24 protein-coding genes and 1 pseudogene are annotated in these 24294 nt (G+C 71.4%); 8 read left to right on the top strand and 17 right to left on the bottom strand.

The annotated features are described in order from the left end of the window. Positions 1 to 49: 49 nt before the first annotated feature. Positions 50 to 391 (bottom strand): YbaB/EbfC family nucleoid-associated protein, encoded by a 342-nt coding sequence (locus ACFU5K_RS18905; RefSeq protein WP_384062881.1) that lies wholly within the window; start codon positions 389 to 391, stop codon positions 50 to 52. A 361-nt stretch (positions 392 to 752) separates the two neighbouring features. On the opposite strand from ACFU5K_RS18905, the gene ACFU5K_RS18900 reads away from it, so the two are divergent. Then, on the top strand, positions 753 to 1541 hold the full coding sequence (locus ACFU5K_RS18900; protein WP_384062816.1) for an SLATT domain-containing protein: 789 nt from the start codon (positions 753 to 755) through the stop codon (positions 1539 to 1541). A gap of 29 nt (positions 1542 to 1570) precedes the next feature. Here ACFU5K_RS18900 and ACFU5K_RS18895 read toward each other — a convergent pair whose 3' ends face one another. The 3 genes from ACFU5K_RS18895 to ACFU5K_RS18885 form a co-directional block, all read right to left on the bottom strand. After that, positions 1571 to 2221: a hypothetical protein gene (locus ACFU5K_RS18895; protein WP_384062813.1), complete on the bottom strand. Its 651-nt coding sequence runs from the start codon at positions 2219 to 2221 to the stop codon at positions 1571 to 1573. Positions 2222 to 2412: 191 nt separating this feature from the next. Then, positions 2413 to 3129 carry a GntR family transcriptional regulator gene (locus tag ACFU5K_RS18890; protein ID WP_384062811.1) on the bottom strand — a complete coding sequence of 239 codons (717 nt, stop codon included), beginning with the start codon at positions 3127 to 3129 and terminating at the stop codon, positions 2413 to 2415. A 90-nt stretch (positions 3130 to 3219) separates the two neighbouring features. Beyond that, on the bottom strand, positions 3220 to 4593 hold the full coding sequence (locus ACFU5K_RS18885; RefSeq protein ID WP_384062808.1) for an aspartate aminotransferase family protein: 1374 nt from the start codon (positions 4591 to 4593) through the stop codon (positions 3220 to 3222). Positions 4594 to 4770: 177 nt separating this feature from the next. Here ACFU5K_RS18885 and ACFU5K_RS18880 point away from each other — a divergent pair, with 177 nt between their 5' ends. The 5 genes and pseudogenes from ACFU5K_RS18880 to ACFU5K_RS18860 all read left to right on the top strand — a co-directional run bounded on the left by ACFU5K_RS18880 (position 4771) and on the right by ACFU5K_RS18860 (position 8680). Then, positions 4771 to 5382, top strand: a complete 612-nt coding sequence (locus ACFU5K_RS18880; RefSeq protein WP_384062805.1) for a DJ-1/PfpI family protein — start codon at positions 4771 to 4773, stop codon at positions 5380 to 5382. Then, a complete protein-coding gene (locus tag ACFU5K_RS18875; RefSeq protein WP_384062802.1) occupies positions 5379 to 5864 on the top strand; it encodes a MarR family winged helix-turn-helix transcriptional regulator in 486 nt (161 codons plus the stop codon). Before ACFU5K_RS18880 ends, ACFU5K_RS18875 begins: the two co-directional genes overlap by 4 nt. A 75-nt stretch (positions 5865 to 5939) precedes the next feature. After that, a complete protein-coding gene (locus tag ACFU5K_RS18870; protein ID WP_384062800.1) occupies positions 5940 to 7937 on the top strand; it encodes a protein kinase in 1998 nt (665 codons plus the stop codon). A 391-nt stretch (positions 7938 to 8328) separates the two neighbouring features. Further along, a pseudogene (locus ACFU5K_RS18865) lies at positions 8329 to 8484 on the top strand (DNA polymerase III subunit beta); the annotation flags it as partial. Position 8485: 1 nt separating this feature from the next. Next, positions 8486 to 8680 carry a hypothetical protein gene (locus tag ACFU5K_RS18860; protein ID WP_384062884.1) on the top strand — a complete coding sequence of 65 codons (195 nt, stop codon included), beginning with the start codon at positions 8486 to 8488 and terminating at the stop codon, positions 8678 to 8680. Here ACFU5K_RS18860 and ACFU5K_RS18855 read toward each other — a convergent pair. The 3 genes from ACFU5K_RS18855 to ACFU5K_RS18845 form a co-directional block, all read right to left on the bottom strand. Continuing rightward, positions 8674 to 9186 (bottom strand): NUDIX domain-containing protein, encoded by a 513-nt coding sequence (locus ACFU5K_RS18855; RefSeq protein ID WP_384062797.1) that lies wholly within the window; start codon positions 9184 to 9186, stop codon positions 8674 to 8676. The genes ACFU5K_RS18860 and ACFU5K_RS18855 overlap by 7 nt on opposite strands. A gap of 236 nt (positions 9187 to 9422) precedes the next feature. Further along, entirely contained in the window at positions 9423 to 10307 is an 885-nt protein-coding gene (locus ACFU5K_RS18850; protein WP_384062794.1) for a glycoside hydrolase family 19 protein, read from the bottom strand. Positions 10308 to 10574: 267 nt separating this feature from the next. Continuing rightward, entirely contained in the window at positions 10575 to 11858 is a 1284-nt protein-coding gene (locus ACFU5K_RS18845; protein ID WP_384062792.1) for an adenylosuccinate synthase, read from the bottom strand. Between the two features lie 186 nt (positions 11859 to 12044). Here ACFU5K_RS18845 and ACFU5K_RS18840 point away from each other — a divergent pair, with 186 nt between their 5' ends. Next, positions 12045 to 12878 (top strand): diacylglycerol kinase, encoded by an 834-nt coding sequence (locus tag ACFU5K_RS18840; protein ID WP_384062789.1) that lies wholly within the window; start codon positions 12045 to 12047, stop codon positions 12876 to 12878. Positions 12879 to 12934: 56 nt separating this feature from the next. Further along, positions 12935 to 13333: a hypothetical protein gene (locus ACFU5K_RS18835; RefSeq protein ID WP_384062786.1), complete on the top strand. Its 399-nt coding sequence runs from the start codon at positions 12935 to 12937 to the stop codon at positions 13331 to 13333. Here ACFU5K_RS18835 and ACFU5K_RS18830 read toward each other — a convergent pair. The 10 genes from ACFU5K_RS18830 to fbaA all read right to left on the bottom strand — a co-directional run bounded on the left by ACFU5K_RS18830 (position 13299) and on the right by fbaA (position 24088). Beyond that, on the bottom strand, positions 13299 to 14504 hold the full coding sequence (locus tag ACFU5K_RS18830; protein ID WP_384062783.1) for a cytochrome P450: 1206 nt from the start codon (positions 14502 to 14504) through the stop codon (positions 13299 to 13301). The genes ACFU5K_RS18835 and ACFU5K_RS18830 overlap by 35 nt on opposite strands. 9 nt (positions 14505 to 14513) lie before the next feature. Further along, entirely contained in the window at positions 14514 to 15182 is a 669-nt protein-coding gene (locus tag ACFU5K_RS18825; protein WP_384062781.1) for a response regulator, read from the bottom strand. After that, entirely contained in the window at positions 15179 to 16498 is a 1320-nt protein-coding gene (locus ACFU5K_RS18820) for a histidine kinase (RefSeq protein ID WP_384062778.1), read from the bottom strand. The genes ACFU5K_RS18825 and ACFU5K_RS18820 overlap by 4 nt, the downstream gene beginning before the upstream one ends. A gap of 74 nt (positions 16499 to 16572) precedes the next feature. After that, positions 16573 to 17448 (bottom strand): alpha/beta hydrolase family protein, encoded by an 876-nt coding sequence (locus ACFU5K_RS18815; protein ID WP_384062775.1) that lies wholly within the window; start codon positions 17446 to 17448, stop codon positions 16573 to 16575. A 115-nt stretch (positions 17449 to 17563) separates the two neighbouring features. Then, entirely contained in the window at positions 17564 to 18751 is a 1188-nt protein-coding gene (gene kynU / locus ACFU5K_RS18810; RefSeq protein ID WP_384062772.1) for a kynureninase, read from the bottom strand. Beyond that, positions 18744 to 19592: a tryptophan 2,3-dioxygenase family protein gene (locus ACFU5K_RS18805; RefSeq protein WP_327117125.1), complete on the bottom strand. Its 849-nt coding sequence runs from the start codon at positions 19590 to 19592 to the stop codon at positions 18744 to 18746. Before ACFU5K_RS18805 ends, kynU begins: the two co-directional genes overlap by 8 nt. A 155-nt stretch (positions 19593 to 19747) precedes the next feature. Beyond that, positions 19748 to 20161, bottom strand: coding sequence for a DUF3151 domain-containing protein (locus ACFU5K_RS18800; RefSeq protein ID WP_384062768.1), 414 nt, complete (start codon positions 20159 to 20161; stop codon positions 19748 to 19750). A 3-nt stretch (positions 20162 to 20164) separates the two neighbouring features. Further along, positions 20165 to 21655: an MFS transporter gene (locus ACFU5K_RS18795; RefSeq protein ID WP_384062766.1), complete on the bottom strand. Its 1491-nt coding sequence runs from the start codon at positions 21653 to 21655 to the stop codon at positions 20165 to 20167. A gap of 129 nt (positions 21656 to 21784) precedes the next feature. Beyond that, a complete protein-coding gene (locus ACFU5K_RS18790; RefSeq protein WP_384062763.1) occupies positions 21785 to 22999 on the bottom strand; it encodes a MalY/PatB family protein in 1215 nt (404 codons plus the stop codon). Positions 23000 to 23056: 57 nt separating this feature from the next. Next, on the bottom strand, positions 23057 to 24088 hold the full coding sequence (fbaA, locus tag ACFU5K_RS18785; protein ID WP_384062760.1) for a class II fructose-bisphosphate aldolase: 1032 nt from the start codon (positions 24086 to 24088) through the stop codon (positions 23057 to 23059). Positions 24089 to 24294 lie beyond the last annotated feature (206 nt).

Here is a 24294-nt window from a genome sequence, read left to right as displayed (position 1 = left end):
TTCCTTCTTCTGCTCGTACCGTAGACGGTACGTCGGGGTGGCTAAAGGGTCAGAACGGAAGACCCGGCATGCCGCCGCCGCCCAGGCCCTGGGCCAGCGGGCCCAGCTTCTGCTGCTGGAGCTGCTGGGCGTTCTCGTTCGCCGCCTGGACCGCTGCTACCACGAGGTCGGCGAGCGTCTCGGTGTCCTCCGGATCCACCGCCCGGGGGTCGATGACCAGGGCACGGAGCTCGCCGGAGCCCGTCACCGTGGCCTTCACGAGGCCACCGCCCGCCTGACCCTCGACCTCGGTCCTGGCGAGCTCCTCCTGGGCCGCGGCGAGTTCCTGCTGCATCTTCTGGGCCTGCTGGAGCAGCTGCTGCATGTTGGGCTGGCCACCACCGGGAATCACGGTCACTCCTGGCACTTCGACGACGGATTGTTTCGGTACGCCGAGCCTACGTGTTCACCGGACGCCGCGCCCCACCCGCCGGGGAGCAACTCTTTCGAGTGAGTCCGCAAGAGACTCTGCGGTGCTCCTATACCTGACCAGAGGCGGTATGCACGCGGGAATCCCGCGATTTCGACCCCATGCCCCACCATTCGGCGGTAGGAAGAGGACGCGTATCCGTACGCACACGCACACCGTAGGTAACGCAGAGTTACACGAGTGGGGCCCGGTCATATGCCGGAGATCCATCCCTCCCCGTGACCGACAACCGTGCCGATCCGCGTCGTTACGCGCCGAACGCAGAATGCAGAGGAGTGCCCCGGTGAGTCAGCCGGAGATGCAGCCCGACGAGCAGCCCCGCAAGGAGTCCGGCGCTGGATCCGGCGCGGGTACCGGAACCGGACGGTCCGCCACGCGCCGGAGTGCCGGCCCCCGGGACCTGACCTGCCGCGCGTTCCCCCTGGGCGACTGGGGCGATCCGGCCGAGCGGCTCGACGAGCTCTACCGCTGGGTCGAGGCCGGCGCCCTGGATACCGCCGACTGGTACCTGCGCGACAGGTTCCGCAAGCGGCGCACGGCGCGGCTCCTGCGCGTCGGCACCGCGGTGGGGGTGGTCGCCGGCGCGGCCCTGCCCCTGCTCGACCTGACGGGCGAGCTGCACGGCTCGGCCGGCTGGGGCTATCTGTCCCTGCTGCTGGGGGCCGCGTGCATGGCCTGCGACCGGTATTTCGGGCTGACCTCGGGCTGGATAAGGAATCTGGCGACGGCCCAGGCCGTACAGCGCCGCCTCCAGGTCCTGCAGTTCGACTGGGCCTCGGAGTGCGTCCGGGAGATGCTCGGGCCGACCGAGGGCACGGCCAGCGAGGCCGCGGAGCGGTGCCTCGGTGTGCTGCGCCGGTTCTCGGAGGACATCACCGAGCTCGGCCGCATGGAGACGGCGGACTGGATGGTGGAGTTCCGGGCCGGGCCCGCGCCCATGGGCATGCAGTCGCTGGTCTCGGGCGGGACCGGCGGCCGCCCCGAGCAGGGGGCGCCTCCGGGCCGGCTCACCATGCCGTCGGTGGCCCGTCCGAACATGCCGCGCCAGCGCCCCCCGGAGCCGCCCCGCTGAACAGGGCGGCCCGGGGCCGGGGCCGGCGGTCAGCTGAAGATGATCATCGAGCCCTGCGCGAGACTGCGGGTGGCCCCGGCGTGCAGGCCGAGCCAGACGTGCCGTTCCCGGGCGAACGGGCTGTCGTCGTACGGGGCCGGGGCGGCCGGCTCCTCCAGCGTGGTCGGCCCGGCGGGCGGGAGCGGGGCGGCCGGCGGGTTGGCCGGGTCGATGCCGATGGACGGGCCGACGAACTCCAGCTCCCTCAGCAGCCCGTGGGCCGAGCCCAGCGGGCCCCCGCCTTCCAGGAGCTGGTCGTTGGACAGCGGGTGCGGGAAGTCCAGCGGTACGTAGGCCCCGGCGTGGTCGTAGTGCCAGACCAGATGCGATTCCTGCGCGCTCTGCTCGAACATCTCCAGCAACTGTTCGTAGTCCCCGCCCAGTTCGTCGACCGGCGTGACGGCGAGGCCGCTCAGGTGCAGCAGATAGGCCCGGCGCAGGAAGTGCAGGGCGTCGTAGTCGAAGCCGGCCACCGGGGCGACGTCCCCGGTGAGGCCGGGCATGTAGGCGTAGACGGGCACGGGCGGCAGGCCCGCCTCGGTCAACGCCTTGTCGTAGACGGCGATCTCTTCGGCGAACGGGTTGTCGGGGCTGTGGCACAGCACATCGACGAGGGGGACCAGCCACAGGTCACAGGCCACGAAGTCTCGCTCTCCAACGGGTTCGTGCGATGGTCGGGACAGCGTAATGCGACCGGGTCCCCACGCACAGGGTCCGGGACCGCGGCACGGCCAGGACCGGCCGTTCGCGCCGCAGTCGGCCGCGATCGTCTCGTCGCGGCGCCCCGGCAGCCCCGGTGCGACGGTGGCCGGCGAGGCGGCCGGCGCCACGGTCAGCCACGGTGGTCCGGGGGCGGCGGGTTGTCGCCGGCGAGCCGGTCGGCCCAGTCGCGGCCGTGCGCGTAGTAGGCGTCCAGCGCCGCGCGTACGGCGGGGCCGTCGGCGGCCGCGACCGCCTCCACCAGCTCCCGGTGGCCGTTCCACAGCCGGTCGCACACATAGGCGTCCCCCCGCAGGTACGGGACGGCGAAGACCCACGCCTGCATCCTGAGGCGCTGCAGGAAGTCGTTGATGTAGGCGTTGCCGATGACCGCGCCGAGTTCCCGCCAGAACCTCAGGTCGTAGCCGATGAGGATGTCGAGGTCGCCGCTGCGCGCCGCCCGCGTGGCCTCCTCGGCCCGGCGGCGTACGGAGATGAGGGCGGGACGGTGGACGGCGAGCACGGTGGACGCCGGGCTCGCCCCGTCGAAGATCGCACGGAACACCCCGTCTATGACCAGTGCGCGTGCCTCCACCATCGCCCGGTAGTCGGCGACGGTGAACTCGCGGACCCGGAATCCCCGGTGCTGATCCGATTCCAGCAGCCCCTGCGCGGAGAGGTCGAAGAGCGCCTCCCGCACGGGGGTCGCGGACACCCCGTACTGCTCGGCGATCTGCTTGACGGTGAACTCCACCCGCGGCTGCATACGCCCCGCGAGGACCTCGTCACGCAGCGCGTCGGCGATCTGCTGGCGCAGAGTACTGCGGGTCACACCTCCGCTGGCAGGCACGACGCCCCCTCCCGATCTCGGCTTGGGTCACCATAAGCCAGGGCCTGTGTCCGCTTCCGGGCACGGGGGAGGGCGTCGTTCCGGTGTCCGCTACACGGTGTGCTCGTCGGCGACCGACAGGGCGGCGTCCAGGAGGGAGAGGCCCTCCTTCACCTCGGCCTCGGTGATGTTGCAGGCGGGCACCACGTGGGTGCGGTTCATGTTGATGAAGGGCCAGAGGCCGCTCTTCCGGCAGGCCGCGCCGAAGGCCGCCATCGGGGCGTTCGCCTCACCGGTGGCGTTGTAGGGGACGAGGGGTTCGCGGGTCTCCTGGTCGCGGACCAGCTCAAGGGCCCAGAAGGCGCCGAGCCCGCGCACCTCGCCCACCGACGGGTGGCGCTCGGCGATTTCCCGCAGTCCGGGGCCCAGCACGTGCTCGCCCAGGTGCGCGGCGCTCTCGACGATCCTCTCCTCCTCCATGACCTTGATCGTGGCGACGGCCGCCGCGCAGGCCAGCGGATGCCCGGAGTAGGTGAGCCCGCCGGGATACGGACGGGTCTCGAAGGTGGCGGCGATCTCGGCGTTGATGGCGACTCCGCCGAGGGGCACGTAACCGGAGTTGACGCCCTTCGCGAACGTCATCAGGTCGGGCACGACGTCGTAGTGGTCGGCGGCGAACCACTGCCCGGTGCGTCCGAAGCCGGCCATCACCTCGTCCAGCACGAAGACGATCCCGTACCGGTCGCAGATCTCGCGGACGCCCGCGAGATAGCCGGGCGGCGGGGGCATGATGCCCGCCGTGCCCGGGATGGTCTCAAGGATCAGCGCCGCGACGGTCGCAGGGCCCTCGAAGGCCAGCGTGTCCTCGAGGTGCTGGAGCGCGCGGGCGCACTCCTCGGCCTCGGTCTGCGCGTGGAACGGGGAGCGGAAGAGGAACGGTGCCCAGAAGCGGACGACGCCCGCCGAGCCGTTGTCGGACGCCCAGCGACGCGGGTCGCCGGTGAGGTTGATCGCCGTGGCGGTGCCACCGTGGTACGAGCGGTAGGCGGAGAGCACCTTCGGTCGCCCGGTGTGCACGCGGGCCATGCGGACGGCGTTCTCGACGGCTTCCGCGCCGCCGTTGGTGAAGAAGATCTTGTCCAGGTCGCCGGGGGTGCGCTCCGCGATCAGTCGGGCCGCCTCCGAGCGCGCCTCGACGGCGAACGCCGGCGCGAACGTGACGAGCTTCCCCGCCTGCTCCTGGATCGCGGCGACGACCGTGGGGTGCTGGTAGCCGATGTTGGTGAAGACCAGGCCGCTCGTGAAATCGAGGTAGCGGTTGCCTTCGTAGTCCCAGAAGTGCGCCCCCTCGGCACCCGCGACGGCGAGCGGATCGATCAGGCCCTGGGCGGACCAGGAGTGGAAGACGTGCGCGCGGTCGGCGGCCTTCACGGCCGCGCCGGCTGCGGGGTCGGCATATGGGGCGCGAGGGGCATCGGAGCTCATGTCGCGAGCCTAGGCGGTCGCGCCCGCCCTCATCCATGGCCACTCTGTACGGCATGGGCCGCCAGGCTCGGCAGGGTGTCGGGTTCCCGGGACGGACCGGTCGATACATTGACAGAATGCTGTCATCATGACAGCCTTCTGTCATCGAGGTCTTCCGTCCAGCCACCGGGGGTCACCGTGACCGGCACGACCGTCCACCTGGCCGTCTACGACACGTTCGCCGACTGGGAGCCGGGCTTCGCCACGGTCCGTCTCACGCAGCACGGGTACAGCGTGAGGACGGTCGGCCTCACCACCGAACCCGTCACCACCATGGGCGGGCTGCGCGTCCAGCCCGACCTCGCGCTCGGCGAGCTGAGCCCCGAGGACAGCGGACTGCTCGTCCTCACCGGCGCGTCCCTCTGGGACACCGGCGGGACGCTGGCCCCCTTCGCCCGGGCGGCACGCGCCTTCCTCGACGCGGGCGTACCCGTCGCCGCCATCTGCGGGGCGACCGCGGGACTGGCCCGCGAGGGCCTGCTCGACGACCGGTCCCACACGAGCGCCGTGTCCTTCTACCTCGCGGCCACCGGGTACGCGGGCGGCGCGCACTACGTGGACACCGACGCGGTGACGGACCCTGCCGGTGCCTCACGCGGCGCCCTCGTCACGGCCGGACCGACCGAACCGGTCGCCTTCGCCCGGGAGATCCTGGGACTGCTCGGGGTGTACGGGCCGAAGAAGCTCGACGCGTTCCACCGGCTCTTCCACGACTCGGACCCGAGTGCGTACGAGGTGCTCGAAGGATGAGCGGGAAGAACGGCGACAACCCTGGCCGGTTCAGCCGGACGGCGATCGGGGTGTTCCGGCTCAACGGCAGGTTCCTGGCCGTCGCCGAGGAGCTGGCCGGGCCCGCCGGACTCACCGCTGCCCGCTGGCAGGTACTCGGCGCGGTCCTGGCTGAGCCGCTCCCCGTTTCGGGCATCGCCCGGTCGATGGGCATCACCCGCCAGAGTGTGCAGCGGATCGCGGATCTCCTGGTGGACCGCGGTCTCGCCGAGTACGTCGCGAATCCCGCCCACCGGCGTGCCAAACTGCTCCGCCCGACGGCCGCGGGGCGGGCGGCGGTAAGCCGGATCGGCCCCGGGCACGCGGAGTTCGCGGCGCGGCTTGCCGAGGAACTCGGTGAGGAGGAGTTCGCGCGGACCGCGGCGGTGCTGGAACGCCTGTCCGAGGCGATGGACGCCCTGGCCTCCCGGACCGTGGCACCGCCGGAGCCCTCCGGGGAATGAGGACGGCGGCCGAGGTGCGCGCGCCGCTATTCTCGACCCCGGTCCGCCATGACCGTACGGGGGAGGAAGCGCACCATGGAGAAGCTGGGGCCCGGCGATCCGCAACGCATCGGCACCTACCGCCTGTTGGGCCGCCTCGGCTCCGGCGGGATGGGCCAGGTGTTCCTGGCCCGCTCGGACCGGGGCCGGACCGTCGCCATCAAACTGGTCCGCCCCGAACTCGCCGCGGAGCAGCGGTTCCGCGACCGTTTCCGCGCCGAGGTACAGGCCGCCCGTCGCGTCGGCGGTGCCTGGACCGCGCCGGTACTGGACGCCGGGGTCGACGCCGCCGTGCCGTGGCTCGCGACCGGTTACGTCGCCGGCCCCTCGCTCCACCGCATCGTCTCCGGGCGGCCCGGTGCCGCGGTGTCCGACTCGGGTGCCTACGGCCCGCTGCCCGAACGCTCCGTCCGCGCCCTCGGTGCCGGACTCGCGGGGGCTCTCCAGGACATCCACACCGCCGGGCTCATCCACCGTGACCTGAAGCCCTCCAACGTCCTGATGACGATCGACGGGCCCCGGGTCATCGACTTCGGTATCGCCCGGGCCCTGGAGACCTCGGCGGAGAGTGGTCTCACCCGCACGGGCTCCATGATCGGTTCACCGGGGTTCATGGCGCCCGAGCAGGTGCGTGGCGAGCGGCTCACGACGGCGTGCGACGTGTTCTGCCTCGGCTCCGTGCTCGCGTACGCGGCGACCGGCAGGCTGCCCTTCGGCTCCTCGGACGACGGGGCGCACGCCCTGATGTTCCGGATCGCGCAGGAGGACCCGGACCTCACCGGCGTACCCGAGGACCTCGTCGGGCTGATCGGGGAATGCCTGGCCAAGGACCCCTCCGCACGGCCCTCCACGGACGCGGTCCTGGAACGCATGGGTGACACGGACACGGCGGAACCGTGGCTGCCGGGCGCGCTCATCGCCCAGCTCGGACGGCACGCGGTGGGACTGCTGGACTCCGAGGACCCGGAGGAGGAGCACGGCCCGCCCCCGGCCGGCGGGGTGCCCGGTGACCCGGCACCGGCCGGGCAGGAAGCCGGGGAGCCCACGCGGGCCGGCCGGACAGGCGGACCGGCGCCCGGTGAACCGGCGGCGAACGGTCCGATGGCGAACGGACCGGCGTCCGGCGGGCCGGCGGTGAGCGGCGCCGTGGGCAGCAGGCCCGTGCCGCTCACCGCGGCGCCGGGCCGTCCCCAGGCCAGACCTCCGGTGACGGCCCCGGGAGGCGCCGGCCCGTCGTCGGGCCCCTCGAACCGTCTGCCCCAGTTCCCTTCGGCACCCGGTCCGCTCCCGTCCGCTGCCCCGCGACCGCCGGACGGCACACCGGGGCCCCCCACACCGTTCGGCCCGCCCGGCCGCCGGCCGGCCCCGCCGGGACCCTCGTACGGCTACCCCCGACAACCCGCCCGGGGCCACGGACACGGCCGGCCGAACCCGCCGTACGGCGCTCCCCCGGCCCACTTCGCCCCGGCCGCCGAGCCTGAGCGCCGCCGCGGGCTGGGTTCCGTCCTTGCGCTCGGCGCGGTCGCGGTGCTCGTCGCCGCGGGCGCGGGCTGGGGGGTCTACACCTTCATGCGGGGCGGCGACGGCGACACAACGGCGCCTCCGACCGGCAACGTGTCCCGGTCCGGCGGGACCTCCTCGTCCGGCTCCTCCGGGGACGGAAGGGATGCGGACGGCGACATTCCTTCCGGATACCTGGGCACCTGGTCCGGGACCATCGGAGGCGGCACGGGGTCCCCCACCCGTCGACTCGTCATCCAGCAGGGCAGGGCGGGCGACACCGTGCTGTCACTCACGGCCGAGGGCCCTCTCGGCACCGGTGGCTCCTACCACTGCGTGTTCCAGGCGGAGTTGGAGAGTGATCCGTCCCCGGACTCACCGGTCCGCATCGGGCCGTCCGAGGTCACGTCCGGGAAGCCGCTGTCGTCCTGCACCCCCGGCAGGCCGACCGTTCTGACGCTGCTGCCCGACGGCTCGCTGCGCCGTGAGATCACGGACACCGGCGAGAGTCTGACGTACACGAAGGAGAGTTGAGACGGTCTGCCGACCGACCCGGCCGGGGACGGCGGCTCACCACCACTCCCCCGTTCGTTGTCCGAAACGTTCGTACCCCGAAATCGGAGTGCAGAGTACCGGGACGGCTGTGCGGTTTGATACCCGTTCCCGGCCACACGGTGCGATCTGAATCTCCCCGGCCGGGGACCCGCCCGCCTGGAGTCCCCAGGGTGTTCCGGAGCGCTAGCAGGACGTCGGAGGACGTCGGGGCGTTCCGGGCCGGGGGATCGGAGGGCGTCGGGGGGCGTCCGCACGACACGACGGCAGCGGCTCACGGAGGTCGTCGCTGTCGTCGGCCTGCGGCGACTGTCAGTGGTACCGCCTAGCGTGGTTCTCGACCGTGTAGTACGCCGGACGAGAGGCCCCTGCCGTGGAGTTCCGCATCGAACGTGGCGCGCTGACCGATGCCGTGGCCCGGGCCGCCCGGGTGCTCTCCGGGCTGGACTTCGAGGCCTCCGCCCGCGTCGAGACGGTGGCGCATACCCTCCGCGACGGCAAGGTGCTCGTGATGGGCCGACGGCTCCTCGGTGCGGCCCCAACAAGCGGACAACAGCGAGAGCAACCTCGTCCTGGCCCTCACCGCCGAGGTCGCCCGCCTCAAAAAGCAGATCCGCCAAGAGACACAGGCACTGCGGGACGCGCTCGCACAAGCCCACGGCGAGAACCTCGAACTCCGCCGCGAACTCGCACGTCGCGGCGGACCCGAGGCAACTCCTCAGTGACGCCCCATCCGATCAGCCATCCATGCCGCGTGCTGACGGATACGGAACAAATCATCCGGAAAGTAGCTCTCCCAAACCTCGTCCAAACGCATCCAGGCCACCGGCTGCCCGTCCTCCGCCACGAACCGGGTCGCCACATCAACGACCGTTGCATACGACAACCCCAGGGTGACCGGATAGTCCGGATGATATGAGCGAACCGCGACCGCCGCCGGGTCAGGCAGCAACTCCGGCTGAAGACCCGCCTCTTCAAGCAGTTCCCGGCTCGCACCCTCCCGGGGCGTTTCTCCGGCTTCGACCTTCCCGCCCGGCGGAACCCACCCCCGCCAACGGTGCTTCACCAACAGCACCTGGGCAAGGGCCTCGTCGAATACCCAAACCTCGGCTGCAAGTGGCTCCATCGGCCCCTGCCTGGCAGCGGCGAGCCACTGGCAGGCCCCGTCGAACTCGGCAACCGCCCGCTGGGCATCCATGACTGCCGCCTCGACGGCCCGCTTGTCGACCACGTTCCGAATCATCGAGACAAGATACGGTGACGCACTGACATCGACCATGTCCCTTCGATCTCATGAACGTCACACGCTGCGGCAACACGCCAAATCTCATGGCGAACCGCCGATAACTTTAGGGAGGGGAGGATGTCAAGGGGCGTGATCCTGCCAACCGCCTCTCCCGGACGGCGAATCGGGGGCGCACCCGGCAGTGGCCGGACGCGGCCCCACTCCCCGGTGTGGGGCCGGGCTCAGCAGCTCAGGTTCGAGCCGGGGGCGGTGCCGAGGATCTGGACGAACGCCTTGTACTTGTCGACGCGGCTCTGCACCTGCGCGGGGTTGCCGCCGTTGCACTCGATGCTGCCGTTGATGGACCGGATGGTCTCGCCGAAGCCGACGCCGTTGACCATGGCGTTGTGCGGCGTCATCGTGCCGGGGCCGGACTGCGTGTTCCAGTACCAGAGGCCGGTCTTCCAGGCCACGGAGGCGTTCTGCTCGACCTGCCACGGGTTGCCGAGCAGGTCGATGCCGAGGGCGTCACCGGCGGCCTTGTAGTTGAAGTTCCAGCTGAGCTGGATCGGGCCGCGGCCGTAGTAGGCGGCCTGGCCGGCCGGGCAGCCGTACGACTGACTGGTGTCGCAGTAGTGCGGGTAGTTGGCCGTGTTCTGCTCCACGATGTGCACGAGGCCACCGGTCTCGTGGCTCACGTTGGCGAGGAACGCGGCCGCTTCCTGCTTCTTGACCGTGTCGCTGCCGGTGTTGGCGAAGCCCGGGTAGGCGTTCAGGGCCGCGGTGAGGCCGCTGTAGGTGTAGAAGGAGTTCCGGCCCGGGAACATCTGGTTGAACTGCGCCTCGCTGACGACGAAGCCCGAGGGCTGGCCCGGGTCAGTACCGCCGTCGCCGCAACTGCCCTGGTCGGCCCAGACGTCGACCGTGCCGGGGCGTTCGTTCTGCGTCCACCACTTCGCGGTCCAGTTGTGTCCGTTGTACGAGGCGGAGCCGTCGCCCCAGTAGACGGCGGAGGCGTTCCAGGCCGGGGCACAGGCAGCGGCGGCGGCCGTGGTGGCGGGAAGAATGACGAGCGTCACGATGACCGCGCCCAGCGCGGCAATCAGGCTCATGACACGTTTCAACACGTGACCACTCCTTCGGCGCGGCGCTCGCGCCGAGCGTGCGCCGCCATGGGGGGGTTGCAGCCACTCAAGCGCCGATGGTCTGGACCTGTCAAGGTCTAGACCAGAACTCGCCCTTCCGGTTTGAATTCGTCACCTTCGTTTTCCAAAAGGGTTGTTGAACACGACGGCGGCCGGCCCCTCCTCGCGGAAGGGCCGGCCGCCGTCGTCTCGTTCCCGTCACCTCTCGTCCGGGTCACGCGGGCACGCGGCCGCGCCCGGACACAGGCCTCAGATGAAGGAGTTGATCTCGATGGTCTCGGTCCGGCCGGGACCGACGCCGATCGCGGAGATCGGGGCGCCGGACATGTCCTCCAGCGCCTTCACGTACGCCTGCGCGTTCTTCGGCAGGTCGGAGAAGGTCTTCGCCTTCGTGATGTCCTCGGACCAGCCCGGCAGCATCTCGTAGATCGGCTTCGCGTGGTGGAAGTCGGTCTGGTTGTAAGGCAGTTCCTCGACACGCTTGCCGTCGATCTCGTACGCCACGCACACCGGGATCCGCTCCCAGCCGGTCAGCACGTCCAGCTTGGTGAGGAAGAAGTCGGTGAGCCCGTTGACCCGGGTCGCGTACCGCGCGATCGGGGCGTCGAACCATCCGCAGCGGCGGTCACGGCCGGTGGTGACACCGCGCTCGCCACCGATCCGGCGCAGCGCCTCGCCGTCCTCGTCGAGAAGTTCGGTCGGGAAGGGTCCGGCACCGACGCGGGTGGTGTAGGCCTTGAGGATGCCGATGACCCGGCTGATCTTCGTCGGGCCCACGCCGGATCCGGTGCAGGCGCCGCCCGCGGTCGGGTTCGACGAGGTGACGAAGGGGTACGTACCGTGATCGACGTCCAGCAGGGTGCCCTGGCCGCCCTCGAACAGGACGACCTTGCCCTCGTCGATGGCGTCGTTCAGGATCAGCGTCGTGTCGGCGACGTACGGCTTGATCTGCTCCGCGTACTGGAGCATCTCCTCCACGATCTTGCCGGCCTCGATAGCGCGCCGGTTGAAGACCTTGGCGAGCAGCTGGTTCTTCTGCTCCAGCGCGGCCTCGACCTTCTGCGTCAGGATCGACTCGTCGTAGAGGTCCTGGACGCGGATGCCGACGCGGTTGATCTTGTCGGCGTACGTCGGGCCGATTCCGCGGCCGGTCGTGCCGATCTTGCGCTTCCCGAGGAAGCGTTCCGTCACCTTGTCGACGGTGACGTTGTACGGAGTGATCAAATGAGCGTTGCCGCTGATCAGGAGCTTGGACGTGTCGACGCCACGCTCGTTCAGGCCGCTCAGCTCGGAGAGCAGGACCGCCGGGTCGACGACGACACCGTTACCGATGACCGGGGTACAGCCCGGCGACAGGATTCCGGAGGGGAGGAGATGCAGTGCGTACTTCTGGTCGCCTACGACAACCGTGTGGCCGGCGTTGTTGCCGCCCTGGTAACGCACCACATAGTCAACGGATCCACCGAGGAGGTCGGTGGCCTTCCCCTTGCCCTCGTCACCCCACTGAGCACCGAGCAGCACAAGTGCGGGCACAGGCGTACACCCCTTCCGGGCGGGGCATGTCCAAGGCCAGGGGGCGTACGTAAAGGTCGTACCTGCCGTACGACGATGTACGGCAATGCCTGAGCCGTCGAACCGGGTGCCCCGGAATAGACGAAGCCCCTGGCGCAATAGCGCAAGGGGCTCTTGCACCAAGATGCTACCCGAGGAAGGACCGAGGTGTCGGCTGCAGAGCCCCCCGGCGACGGCGACCACCAGCTACTCGTGCTCATCGACCCCCTTGCCCGCCGCTACGACGGCGAATCCGTGCGCATCGCGAAGGACGTGCTGAGCGCCGGAGCGCACACCAAGATCTGCCTCCCGGACAGCCCCGACGAGTTCGCCCGGGCCCTGTCCAGGCGTGGCGCGAGACGGCCGGTGGTCATCGGCGACGACCACTCGCTGCTGCGGGCCGTGTCCCAGCTCCACCGGGAGCGGGAACTCTCCGACGGGGCCCTCTCCCTCGTCCCGGTCGGCGCCGCGCACACGCTGGAGCTCGCGCACGCGCTCGGGGTGCCCCGCGGCGCGGTGGCGGCGGCGCGCGCGGTGCTCGACGGGACGGTCCGCCGACTGGACCTCCTGGTCGACGACAGCGACGGTGTCGTCCTCGGCGACCTGCGCATCCCGGCCGTGAGCTCCGCCCCGGACGCGCCCCACACGATGTGGGACACCTGCCGCACCCTGATGGCGGCCCTGGTCCGCCCGGCGCCTCCTTCGCCCTCCTCGGCGCCCCGCGCGCACCGGCTCCGCGTCGAGGCGGACGGCGTCCTGCTGAACGACCTGGACCGGCCGGTCGAGGGCGTCTCGGTGACCACCCAGGGCGACGGCGGCCTGGCGGACGTGGTGATCCACACGACCTCTGGCGAGACCGTCACCGCCGAGGCCAAGGCGGTGACGGTCGCCGGCCCGGACTTCCGCTACCGCGCGGACATACAGGTCGCGGGCCCGGTCAGGACCCGGACCTGGACGGTGCGCGCGGGAGCGTGGGGGCTCGTGCTTCCCGCGAACGGCTGACCTTGACCCGGGCCCGCTCCGGAACCGGGTCGGGCCGGGGTGACGTCCTGGCACGCATGGAGCAACGGGACACGGCGGGGTACGGCGGCTGCGGACTCGCCCTGGCGGGGGCGGTCACGGCGCTGCTCGTCTGGAGTACCTCGCGGCGCACCCGCCTGCACATGGGCGGCACCTTCGAGGGCGAGGGCCAGGACCTCTCCGTTCTGTGGACGGAACTGCCCCTTCTGCTCCTCGCGGGGGCCGTCGTCCCGTCGGCGGTCTGGCTCCTGGCGCTGCGCCTGATGCACGGCCGTGGACAGCTCGGGATGCGGGTCATGGTCGCCGCGGTGTGCGCGGCCGGGGTGCTCGTCCTGTCCGCGTGGGCGCTGCACTCCTGGGCGAATCCGGCGCCGGACCTCGTGCGGCTCTCGGACCGCCCGCTCAGATCTCCACCCGTAGCTCCCGCAGCCCCCTGATCACGTACCCCGGCTTCCACTCGGGTTCCGCCACCAGCCGCATGGCCGGGGCTCTGCGCAGCAGCTCGCCGAAGGAGGCCGTCATCTCGAGGCGGGCCAGCGGGGCGCCCAGGCAGTAGTGGATGCCGGCCCCGAACGAGATGTGCGGGTTGTCCTCGCGGGAGAGGTCGAGGGTCTCCGCGTCGGTGAAGCGCTCGGGGTCCCGGTTGGCCGACGCGAAGAGCAGCGCGACCTGGGCCCCCCGGGGAATGACCTGGCCGTCGATCTCGATGTCGTCCAGGACCCATCGCGCGAACATGGGCACCGGGGTGTCGTACCGCAGCAGCTCCTCCACCGCCGTCGGCAGCAGGCCGTGGTCGCCGCGGAGGGCGGCGAGCTGAGCGGGGTGCCGGAAGAGCATCCACCAGCCGTTGACGGTGGCGTTGACCGTGGCCTCGTGGCCCGCGTTGAGCAGCAGCACACAGGTGGAGATGATCTCCTGCTCGGTGAGCCGGTCCTCGTCGTCGTGGGCGGCGATGAGCGCGGTGATCAGATCCGTCCCCGGCTCCGCCCGCCGCGCGGTGATCAACTCCCGCAGATACGACGAGAATTCCAGCGACGCACGAACGGCGGCCTGCGCCGTCTCCTCCGGGGGGTTCAGTTCGAACATCCCGCAGATCGCGGCGGACCACGGTCTCAGTAGCCCCCGGTCCGACTCGGGCACCCCGAGCATCTCGGCGATGACGGCGACCGGCAGCGGTTCGGCGACCTCCCCGAGGAGGTCACCGCCGCCGGCCGCCACGAAGTCCCCGACGAGCCCGGCGGCCAGCCGCTCCACGGTCGGGGCGAGCGCCTCGACCGTGCGCGGCGTGAAGGCCTTGGCGACGAGCCGCCGGATCCGGGTGTGGTCCGGGGCCTCCAGGTCGAGGATCCCGTTCCCGTTGAGCGTGTGGAACGGCTCGTGGGCGGCCGGCGGCGCGGTGACTCCGAACTCGTCGTGGCTGAAGCGGTGCAGGTAGGTCCGCCCCAGCCGCCGGTCGCGCAGCAGTCCGGAGACGTCGGAGTAGTGCGGGACGAGCCACTGCCGGGTCGGCTCGAAGTAGTGGGCCCGGCCGGTGGCACGCAGCGCGGTGTAGGCGGGGTAGGGGTCGGCGACGAACGCCGGGGACCAGGGGTCGAAGGAGACGTGCATGGGGCGACGCTATCCGGGGGTGACCAGCCTCGCCTCGTACGCGAACACGGCCGCCTGGGTGCGGTCCCGCAGGCCCAGTTTCACCAGGATGCGGCTGACGTGCGTCTTGATCGTCGACTCGGCGACCACGAGGTGCGAGGCGATCTCCAGGTTCGACAGCCCCTGGGCTACAGCCACGAGCACCTCCGTCTCCCGCTCGGTGAGGTCCCCGATCCGTGCCATGGCCGGAGGCCTCGGCGCCTCGGCGATCTTCGAGAACTCGTTGATCAGCCGTCTGGTGACCGTCGGCGCGAGCAGTGCCTCTCCCGACGCCACCACCCGTACGCCGTCGGCGAGCTGCCGTGCCGAGGCGTCCTTCAGCAGGAAGCCCGAGGCTCCGGCGCGCAGCGCCTGGTAGACGTACTCGTCGAGGTCGAACGTGGTCAGGACGAGCACCTTGGCGTCCGCGTCGGCGGCGACGATCTCGCGGGTCGCCTCGATGCCGTTGAGCTCCGGCATGCGGATGTCCATCAGCACGACGTCGGGCCGGAGCGCCGCGACCTGGGAGACCGCCTGCCGGCCGTCGACGGCCTCGCCGACGACCTCGATGCCGGGCATCGCGTTGAGGAGCACGGAGAAGCCCTCGCGGACCATCATCTGGTCGTCGACGATCAGTACCCGGATGGGCGGGGCGTTCATGCCACCTCACCGGCCTCGACGCGCTCCCGCTCCACCGGCACCGGGAGGAACACGGCTACCTCGTAGCCGCCGTCCTCCGTCGTCCCCGCGGTCATCTCCCCGTTCAGCATCGCCACCCGCTCCCGCATCCCCGTGATCCCGTGCCCGGCCCCCGGCGACGGCTTGACCAGTCCTCGCGCCGGGCCGTTGACGACCCGCACGCCCAGCCCGCCGAGGACGTAACCGATCTCGACCTTCGCCGTGGCGCCGGGGGCGTGCCTGAGTGTGTTGCTCAGCGCCTCCTGGACGATCCTGTAGGCCGACAGCTCGACCCCCTGCGGAAGGCTCCGCACCGCGCCGGTGACCGTCTTCTCGGTCTCCAGGCCAGTCTCACGGACGTTGTCCAGCAGCCGGTCGATCTCGGCGAGGGTGGGCTGCGGGGCGTCCGGCGCCTCGTAGTCCTCCGCCCGTACGACCCCGAGGACGCGGCGCAGCTCAGTGAGCGCGGCGACGGCGTTCTCCCGGATCGTGACGAATGCCTGCTCCAGCTCGGGCGGCGGGTTCTCCACCCGGTACGGGGCAGCCTCCGCCTGGATCGCGACGACGGACATGTGGTGGGCGACGACGTCGTGCAGCTCACGCGCGATGGTCGTGCGCTCCTCGAGGAGCGTGCGCCGGTCGCGTTCGACGGCGGTGACGGTGCGCTGCACGGTGACCTCGCGCTCGGCCTCGCGACGGGTCTGCACGACCGTCACGACCAGCAGGGCGAGCGCGGACAGGAAGGCCATGACGCCATTGGTGGAGGAGGGATTCCAGGGCCCGATGCTCTCCATGAAGGAGCCGGTGCACAGAGTGATCGCCCACATCCAGGCCGCCGTACGCGGTCTGGTCCGCGCCGCGACGACGATCAGGACGCCGAGGTGGCACACGAAGGCGTTCGGCGACCACGGCCAGCTCCCGCTGCCGACCACGGCCATCACCGGGGCCGACGCGATCGACACCCAGAACGCGAGAACGGGGCGGACCAGCGTCATCAGCAGCGTGGCGGCGGGAAGGAACGCGGTGATGGCGGTCGCGATCCCGAAGGGCGAGTAGGTGTTCGCCAGGAAGACCCCGGCCAGCGCCGAGATCAGCGCGACCGCACCGACCACCGCGTGCGGCGTCCACACCGCCCGCTTCCGGATCGCCGCCGGAAGCCGCCGGAGCACCGGGCCGCCCGTTCCCAACGGTTCCAGCGGCCGGTAGTCGAGCACGTTGTGGAACAGGTCCTGCCGCAGGCCGCCTATCGCCCCTGCGGCCAGCCGGAACTCCGGGCTTCGCGTCTTGGTGTCGGTCACACGTCCAAGGTAGGCGTACGCCCTGCCCGCGGTCGTCAGCAGTGATGCGGATCCCTGGCCGTCCGTCGCAAGTACTACCAGGCCAGCTGGGCGATCTCCTCGGCCACCACCGCGCAGGCGTCCGCCGCCGGGTCGATCAGCGGGAAGTGCCCGACACCGTCGAGCAGCGTCAGCCCCACCACCTCGCCCGCCTTCGCCGCCGCGTCCACGAACGTGTCGCTGACGGCTGCCGGGACGGTGGTGTCCTCCACCCCCTGAACGACGGTCGTCGCGATACCGGTCGGCAGCAGCAGCGCGGGGTCGACGTGGGCGCTCCGCGTCTCGAAGTCCTCCCCGTCCCCCAGGAGCTGGTGCAGCGCGCCGGAGCAGATGTCCAGTTCCACCGCGCTCGCGAAGTCGGCGATCGGGGCCAGCGCCACCACGCCGCGATACGGGGGCGAGGCCGGCAGACGCCACGGCGAGCCCTCGGGAAGGACGTGCCGGGCGGCGGCCCACAGCGCCAGGTGTCCTCCCGCCGAGTGCCCGGTGACCACGGTCCTGCGCACATCGGCCTGCGGCAGCTCACGGGCGGCCAGCGCGGGCAAGGCGTCCATCGCGGCGGCCACGTCGTCGAAGGTCTCGGGCCAGCGTCCGGCCACGGGTCCGTCCACGCCCTGCCGGGGGATCTCGCCGCCGCGCCGGTACTCGACGCTGGCCACCGCGAAGCCGCGCCGAGCCAGGAAGTCCGCGAAGGGCGACACGTGCTGCCGGTCGTACGGGGCTCGGTACGCCCCGCCGTGCAGCACGACGACGAGCGGCGCACCGTCCCGGCCGTCGCGCGGGGCGTAGAAGTCGATCACCTGGTCCGGATGGCTGCCGTAGGCCGCGGTCCGGTCGGGGGCGACCGCCGGATGCCCGAAGGCCGACTCGGCCTCGGGGGCGTCCCGTTCACGCGCGGCAGAATCCGACATGATGCTCCAACCGTCCTACGCCTGTGCCCAACTGGACTGACCTGCGGGGACGGTACCAGTACGGTGGCCTGCCGCAGCACCGGCCCGGAGCCCGGACCGGTGCTGCGGCACACACTCAAACCGCCAGCACCTCTGCGAGGATCCTCGCCGCCCGCTCCGCGTCCGCGAAGCCGACGTACAGCGGGGTGAAGCCGAAGCGCAGGACGTCCGGGCGGCGCAGGTCGCCGACCACTCCGCGCTCGATGAGCACGCGCATCACCGCCTCGGCGTCGTCGCACCGCAGCGACACCTGGCTGCCGCGCTCCGCGTGGGCCTCGGGGGTGGCCGAGGTGACCCGGCCCTCGGGGACGTACGCGGCGACGCACTCCAGGAAGAAGTCCGTCAGCGCCAGGGACTTGGCCCTGACGGCCTCCACCGTGACGCCCTCCCACACTTCGAGCGACGCCTCCAGCGCCAGCATCGACAGGATGTCCGGGGTGCCGACGCGGCCCCGCACGGAACCGTCGGCGGGCTCGTACCCGGGGGTCATCGCGAACGGGTCGGCGTGCGAGGTCCAGCCGGGCAGCGGCGAGTCGAAGGCCTCCTGGTGGCGTTCGGCGACGTACAGGAAGGCAGGCGAACCGGGCCCTCCGTTCAGGTACTTGTACGTGCAGCCGACGGCCAGGTCCACACCGTGCGCGTCGAGGCCGACCGGGAGCGCGCCCGCGCTGTGGCACAGGTCCCAGACGGCGAGCGCACCGGCGTCGTGGACCGCGGCGGTGAGGCCGGGCAGGTCGTGGAGCCTGCCCGTGCGGTAGTCGACGTGGTTCAGCAGGACGACCGCGGTCCGGGGTCCCAGAGCCTCCCGTACACCCGCCGGCGCGACCGGCACGATGCGGTGGCCCGTCATCCGGGCCGCCGACTCGGCGATGTACCCGTCCGAGGGGAACGTCGTGGCGTCGACGAGGATCTCGTCGCGGCCCTCGGACGCGAGGCGGCTCGCGGCGACGACGGCCTTGAAGACGTTCACGCTGGTCGAGTCGCCCACCACGATCTGCCCGGCGGCGGCACCGACCAGCGGGGCGATCCGGTCGCCGATCCGCTCCGGCGCGGTCCACCAGCCGCTCTCCGTCCAGGAACGGATGCGCAGAGAGCCCCACTCACGGGTGATGACGTCCTGTACCCGCCCGGGCACGTGGCGGGGCAGCGCACCCAGCGAGTTGCCGTCGAGATAGACGGTGTCGTCGAGGACGAAAAGCTCGCGCAGGGGGGCCAGTGCGTCGGCGGCGTCGAGCGCCTCGGCGCGCTCCTTGTAGTCAGACATGGCTGCGGGCCGTCCAGAGTTCAGGGAACACGTTCTTCGTCGCCCGCTTCTCCAGCCAGGCGACCCCGGCCGATCCGCCGGTGCCGGTCTTCGAGCCCATGGCCCGCCGGGTGGCGGTGAGGTGGTCGTTGCGCCAGCGCCAGACCAGCTCGCCGACGTCGGTCAGGACCTCGCCGAGCCGTACGAGCTCGTCGTTCTGGTCCGGGTTGGCGTAGATCTCCGCCCAGGCGGCCTCGACCGCGGCGGAGGGCTCGTACTTCTGCGAGAGGTCGCGTTCCAGCACCGACCGCGGTACCGCGTAGCCGCGCCTGGCGAGCAGGGCGAGCGTCTCGTCGTACAGGCCGGGCTGGTGGAGCGCCTTCTCCAGCTCCGCGTGGACACGGGGCGCGCCCCGGTGCGGCACGAGCATGGAAGCGGACTTGTCACCGAGCAGGAACTCCATCCGGCGGTACATCGCCGACTGGAAGCCGGATCCCTCGCCGAGCGAGCCGCGGTAGGAGTTGAACTGGGCCGGCGTGAGGCCCGCCAGCGGCTTCCAGGAGGCGTTCAGCGCCTCCAGTTCCCGCAGTGAGCGCTTCAGCGCGTCGCGGGCGACCGGTATGCGGTCCTCGCGCAGGGCGTGCGCGGCCGTCTCCCACTCATGGACGATGACCGTGAACCACAGCTCCATGACCTGGGTGGTCACCAGGAAGACCATCTCGCCGGGATCGTCCGAGCGGAGGTGCTGGAGGTGGGTCAGGACATCCGCCTGGACATAGTCCTCGTACGGAGTCGTTCCCTCGAAGTCCAGGTGCGGGGTGTCCGCGCCGGTGGCTTCGGGGTCGGGGTGAACCGTCGACATTTCTGTCTCCTCGACACGAGCTTCCGGGTAGCGGTCCGCCCCTTCCTCGCAGGTGGTGGAGCTCCGGTCCCCTCCACAGCATCCTAACGGCCTTCCGCGGCACGTGCCCGGGCCCCGGCGGGCGACGGCCCGCCGGGGCCCGGGACCGGGAAGCCTCAGCCCAGAATGTCGGCCGCCGTCTGCGACGAGTCGCGCAGGAAGCTCGAGCAGCGCTCGTACTCGTCCTGCTCACCGATCGCCTGTGCGGCGCGCGCGAGGGCGTGCAGGGCGCGCAGGAAGCCGCGGTTCGGCTCGTGCTCGAACGGGACGGGGCCGTGCCCCTTCCAGCCCGCCCGGCGCAGCGCGTCGAGGCCGCGGTGATAGCCGGTCCGGGCGTACGCGTAGGACTCGATGACCCGGCCGCCCTCGAACGCCTCGTCGGCGAGCTGCGCCCAGGCCAGCGAGGACTTGGGGTACTTGGCGGCGACGTCGGCGGGTGCCGCGCCGCCCGCGAGCAGCTCGCGCGGCTCCGGGTCGTCGGGCAGATGGGTCGGGGCGGGGCCCCCGAGCAGGTTCTCGTGGATCGACATGGGTCAAGTGTGCCTGGATTCCGGTTCCGGCTCCAAGGGCGGGGCCACGACGCCGCAGTGCATCGTGCACGCCAACTGCTGCTCGGGCCCGGGCTTCGAGACCTTCCGCAGCGACCACCAGGCGATCACCGCACCCGCCACGAGCAGCCCCGCGCAGATCGGCATCGCCCGCCGGAACGTCGAGGCGAACTCCCCCGCGTCCCGGTACGCCTCCGGTCCCATCCCCGCCAGCAGCGGCAGCGCGGCGACGGCGAGGAGCCCGGCGGCCCGCGCGGCGGCGTTGTTGACACCGCTGGCGAGGCCGGCCCGGCCGGTCTCCACGGCGGCCAGGACACTGGCGGTGAGGGGCGCGACGAGGGAGACCAGCCCGACACCCAGCACCAGCACGGCGGGCAGGACGTCCAGCGGGTACGAGGCGCCGGGTCCGACGCGCAGCATCAGCAGCATCCCGGCAGCCGCCAGCAGGGAGCCGACGGTGAGCGGGATCCGGGGTCCGATGCGCCGGCCGATCTCGCCGGAGGACGCCGAGAACAACAGCATCAGCACCGTCGTGGGCAGAAGCGCGGCCCCCGCGCCCAGCGCCGAGTAACCGGCCACCACCTGGAGCTGGATCGCGGACAGGAAGAAGAACCCGCCGAGAGCGGCGTACACACAGACCGTGACGATGTTGACGGACGTGAACTGCCGGGACGCGAAGATCGACGGCGGCACCATGGGGTCGGCGCGGTGCCGCTCGACGCGGACGAACGCCGCCGCCAGGACCACACCGCCGACCGCCGCTCCGACGACCAGGGCGGAGGCTCCCTGCTCCGGGACCTCGATCAGCGCGTAGGTGATCAGCGCGAGCGCGAGTGCGGCCAGTGCGGCCCCCAGTACGTCGAACCGGCCGTGCGCGCGCGGGTCCCGGGACTCCGGTACCTGACGGGTCGCGACGGGTACGCAGACGGCGGCGATCGGCAGGTTGATGAAGAACACCCAGCGCCAGCCCGGTCCGTCCACCAGCCACCCGCCGAGGAACGGCCCGACCGCCGCTCCGACGCCGCCGAGCCCGGACCAGAGGCCCACGGCGCGGGCACGGTCGTCGGGGTGGAAACTCGCCTGGATGATGGCCAGCGACCCGGGCGTCAGCAGCGCGCCTCCGATGCCCTGCAGTGCGCGCGCGAGGACCAGCGTCGCCGCGTTCGGCGCGATCCCGCACAGCAGCGAGGCCACGGCGAACCAGATCACCCCCAGGACGAACACCCGCCGCCGCCCGAACCGGTCCCCGAGCGCACCCCCGAGCAGGATGAGCCCGGCGAGCGTGAGCGTGTAGGCGTTGACGGTCCACTGAAGCCCGGCGAGGTCGGCGCCCAGGTCCTTGCCGATGCGCGGAAGGGCCACGTTGACGACCGTGGAGTCGAGCAGCGCCATACTCGACCCCAGCACGGTGGTCAGGACGACCCATCGCCCCGCCGGCGAGGCAACCCGGATCCCGTCGGCGTCCGCATCAGTCATAGCAGCAGCATCGCGGCTCACCACCCCGAGAGCCACCGCGACACCGCGACGAGCATGATCCCCGCGCGGCGGCCCTCCCCACACGTCGTCATTCACCGCGCGGCGAACCCGCACCGCACGCGCCCCGACTCACCGCACCGCCTTCAGCCCCCGCACCAGCGCCGACACCCCCGCCTCGACCTTGCTCCTGGCGCATCCCACGTTCAGGCGCAGGAATCCCGGCGCCCCGTACACCGCGCCCGGCATGATCGCGACCTTCTCGCGCTCGATCAGGACCCGTTGCAGCGCCTCGTCGTCCACGCCCAGCGGGCGCAGATCGATCCACGCGAGATAGCCCGCCTGCGGGGGCTCCCACGCCAGTTCGGGGTACGCGGAGTTCAGCCGCTCCGCGACCAGGGCGAGGTTTTCCGCGACGTACGCACGGACCGCGTCCAGCCAGTCCGCCCCCTGCCGGTACGCCGCGATGTGGGCCGTCAGCGCCAGCACCGCCGGGGAGGCGAGGCCTTCGCCCGTCTCCATGCGGCGCAGGTATTCGGCCCGGTCCGCGGGGTCGCCGATCAGGCCGTACGAACCGGTCAGCGCAGGGAAGTTGAAGGACTTCGACGCGGACGTGATGACCGCCCACCGGCCGCGGACCTCACCCACACCGTCTGCCTCGACGTCGTCCGCGACGCGTGAGTACGGCACGTGCACACGCCCCTCGTGCACGAAGTCCGCGTGGATCTCGTCGCTGATCACCGCCACCCCGTGCCGCCTGGCCAGCACCGTCATCTCGCGCAGCTCCGCCTCCGTCCACACCCGCCCCGTCGGGTTGTGCGGCGAACAGAGCACCAGGACCCTGGCGTCGGCACGCGCCAGCTCCCGTTCCAGGGCGTCCACGTCCCCGACCGGCACCCCCCGCAGCTCCCGCCCGAGCCCGGTTATCGCCTTGCGGAAGCCGTCGTACGTCGGCGTGTGGACGACCACGCCGTCGCCCTCGGCCGTCCACATCTGCAGCAACTGCGAGAACTGGCTGAGCACGGACGGGCCGTAGACGAGCCGGCCGGTGTCGATCTCGGCGCCGTACCGGGTCGCGTGCCAGTGCGCGACGGCCGACCGGAAGTCGTCGTGCTGCCAGGTGGTGTAGCCGAGAACCCCGTGGTCGAGACGCGCGCGCAGCGCCGTCAGCACCTCGGGCGCGGTCTCGAAGTCCATGTCGGAGATGGTGAACGGAAGCAGTCCGTCCACTCCGAAGCGGTCGGCGACCCCGTCCCACTGGACGCACCAGGTGCCCCGGCGGTCGATGACGGTGTCGAAGTCGTAGCGCGCAGGCGTGCTCACAGTGGGTCTCCATCCTTCGGACATGGCGCGGGCCCGGCCCCCCGAAGGGTGACCGGGCCCGCCTGTACGTCCGTGACGTACTTACTTCAGCTTGGTGCCGGCGGAACGCAGGTGGGAGCAGGCCTCCGTGACGCGCACGGCCATGCCCGCCTCGGCGGACTTGCCCCAGCTGCGCGGGTCGTAGACCTTCTTGTTGCCGACCTCGCCGTCGACCTTCAGCACACCGTCGTAGTTGCGGAACATGTGGTCCACGATCGGGCGGGTGAAGGCGTACTGGGTGTCGGTGTCGAGGTTCATCTTCACGACGCCGTTCTCCAGCGCGGTGGCGATCTCCTCGGCCGTCGAGCCCGACCCGCCGTGGAAGACGAAGTCGAAGGGCTGGCTTCCGGCGGGCTTGCCGTACTTGGAGGAGACACCCTCCTGCAGGTCCTTGAGGAGCTCGGGACGCAGCACGACGTTGCCCGGCTTGTAGACACCGTGGACGTTGCCGAAGGACGCGGCCAGCAGGTAGCGGCCCTTCTCGCCCAGACCGAGCGCCTCGGCCGTACGCAGCGCGTCGTCGACGGTCGTGTACAGCTCGTCGTTGATCTCGTGCGTGACGCCGTCCTCCTCGCCACCGGTCGGGGTGATCTCGACCTCAAGGATGATCTTGGCAGCGGCGGCCTTGGCCAGCAGCTCCTGGCCGATGGCCAGGTTGTCGGCGAGGGTCTCGGCCGAGCCGTCCCACATGTGGGACTGGAACAGCGGGTTCAGACCCTTGGCGACGCGCTCGGCGGAGACGTCGAGCAGCGGCCGTACGTAACCGTCCAGCTTGTCCTTGGGGCAGTGGTCGGTGTGCAGCGCGACGGTGATGTCGTACTTCGCGGCGACGATGTGCGCGAACTCGGCGAGGGCCACCGCGCCCGTCACCATGTCCTTGTTGTACTGGCCGCCCAGGAACTCGGCACCACCGGTGGAGATCTGGACGATGCCGTCGCTCTCCGCCTCCGCGAAGCCGCGCAGTGCAGCGTGCAGGGTCTGGGTCGACGTCACGTTGATGGCCGGGTAGGCGAACTTGCCTGCCTTCGCCCGGTCGAGCATCTCGGCGTAGACCTCGGGGGTTGCGATGGGCATCTGTCCGCTCCTTGGGATGTGCGGGTGTGCAGTGCTTGGTCCCTGACCTGGGGGCGACGTCATCGTCGCCCCCATCTTCCCAGACTCTCGCTCCGGCTCCACCTGCCCCGTCGGGGGGGGGGGCCCGGGTTAAGAGAAAAACCGGGCCCCCCCCCCCCCGCCGAACACATCAAGCGCGGAAGACAAAATCGGGGTCACCCCCGCCG

The sequence above is a fragment of the Streptomyces sp. NPDC057428 genome, assembly GCF_042803195.1.
GTDB lineage: Bacteria > Actinomycetota > Actinomycetes > Streptomycetales > Streptomycetaceae > Streptomyces.
The sequence above is the reverse complement of the archived record's forward strand: the minus strand, read 5'-3'. Positions and strand labels throughout refer to the sequence as shown.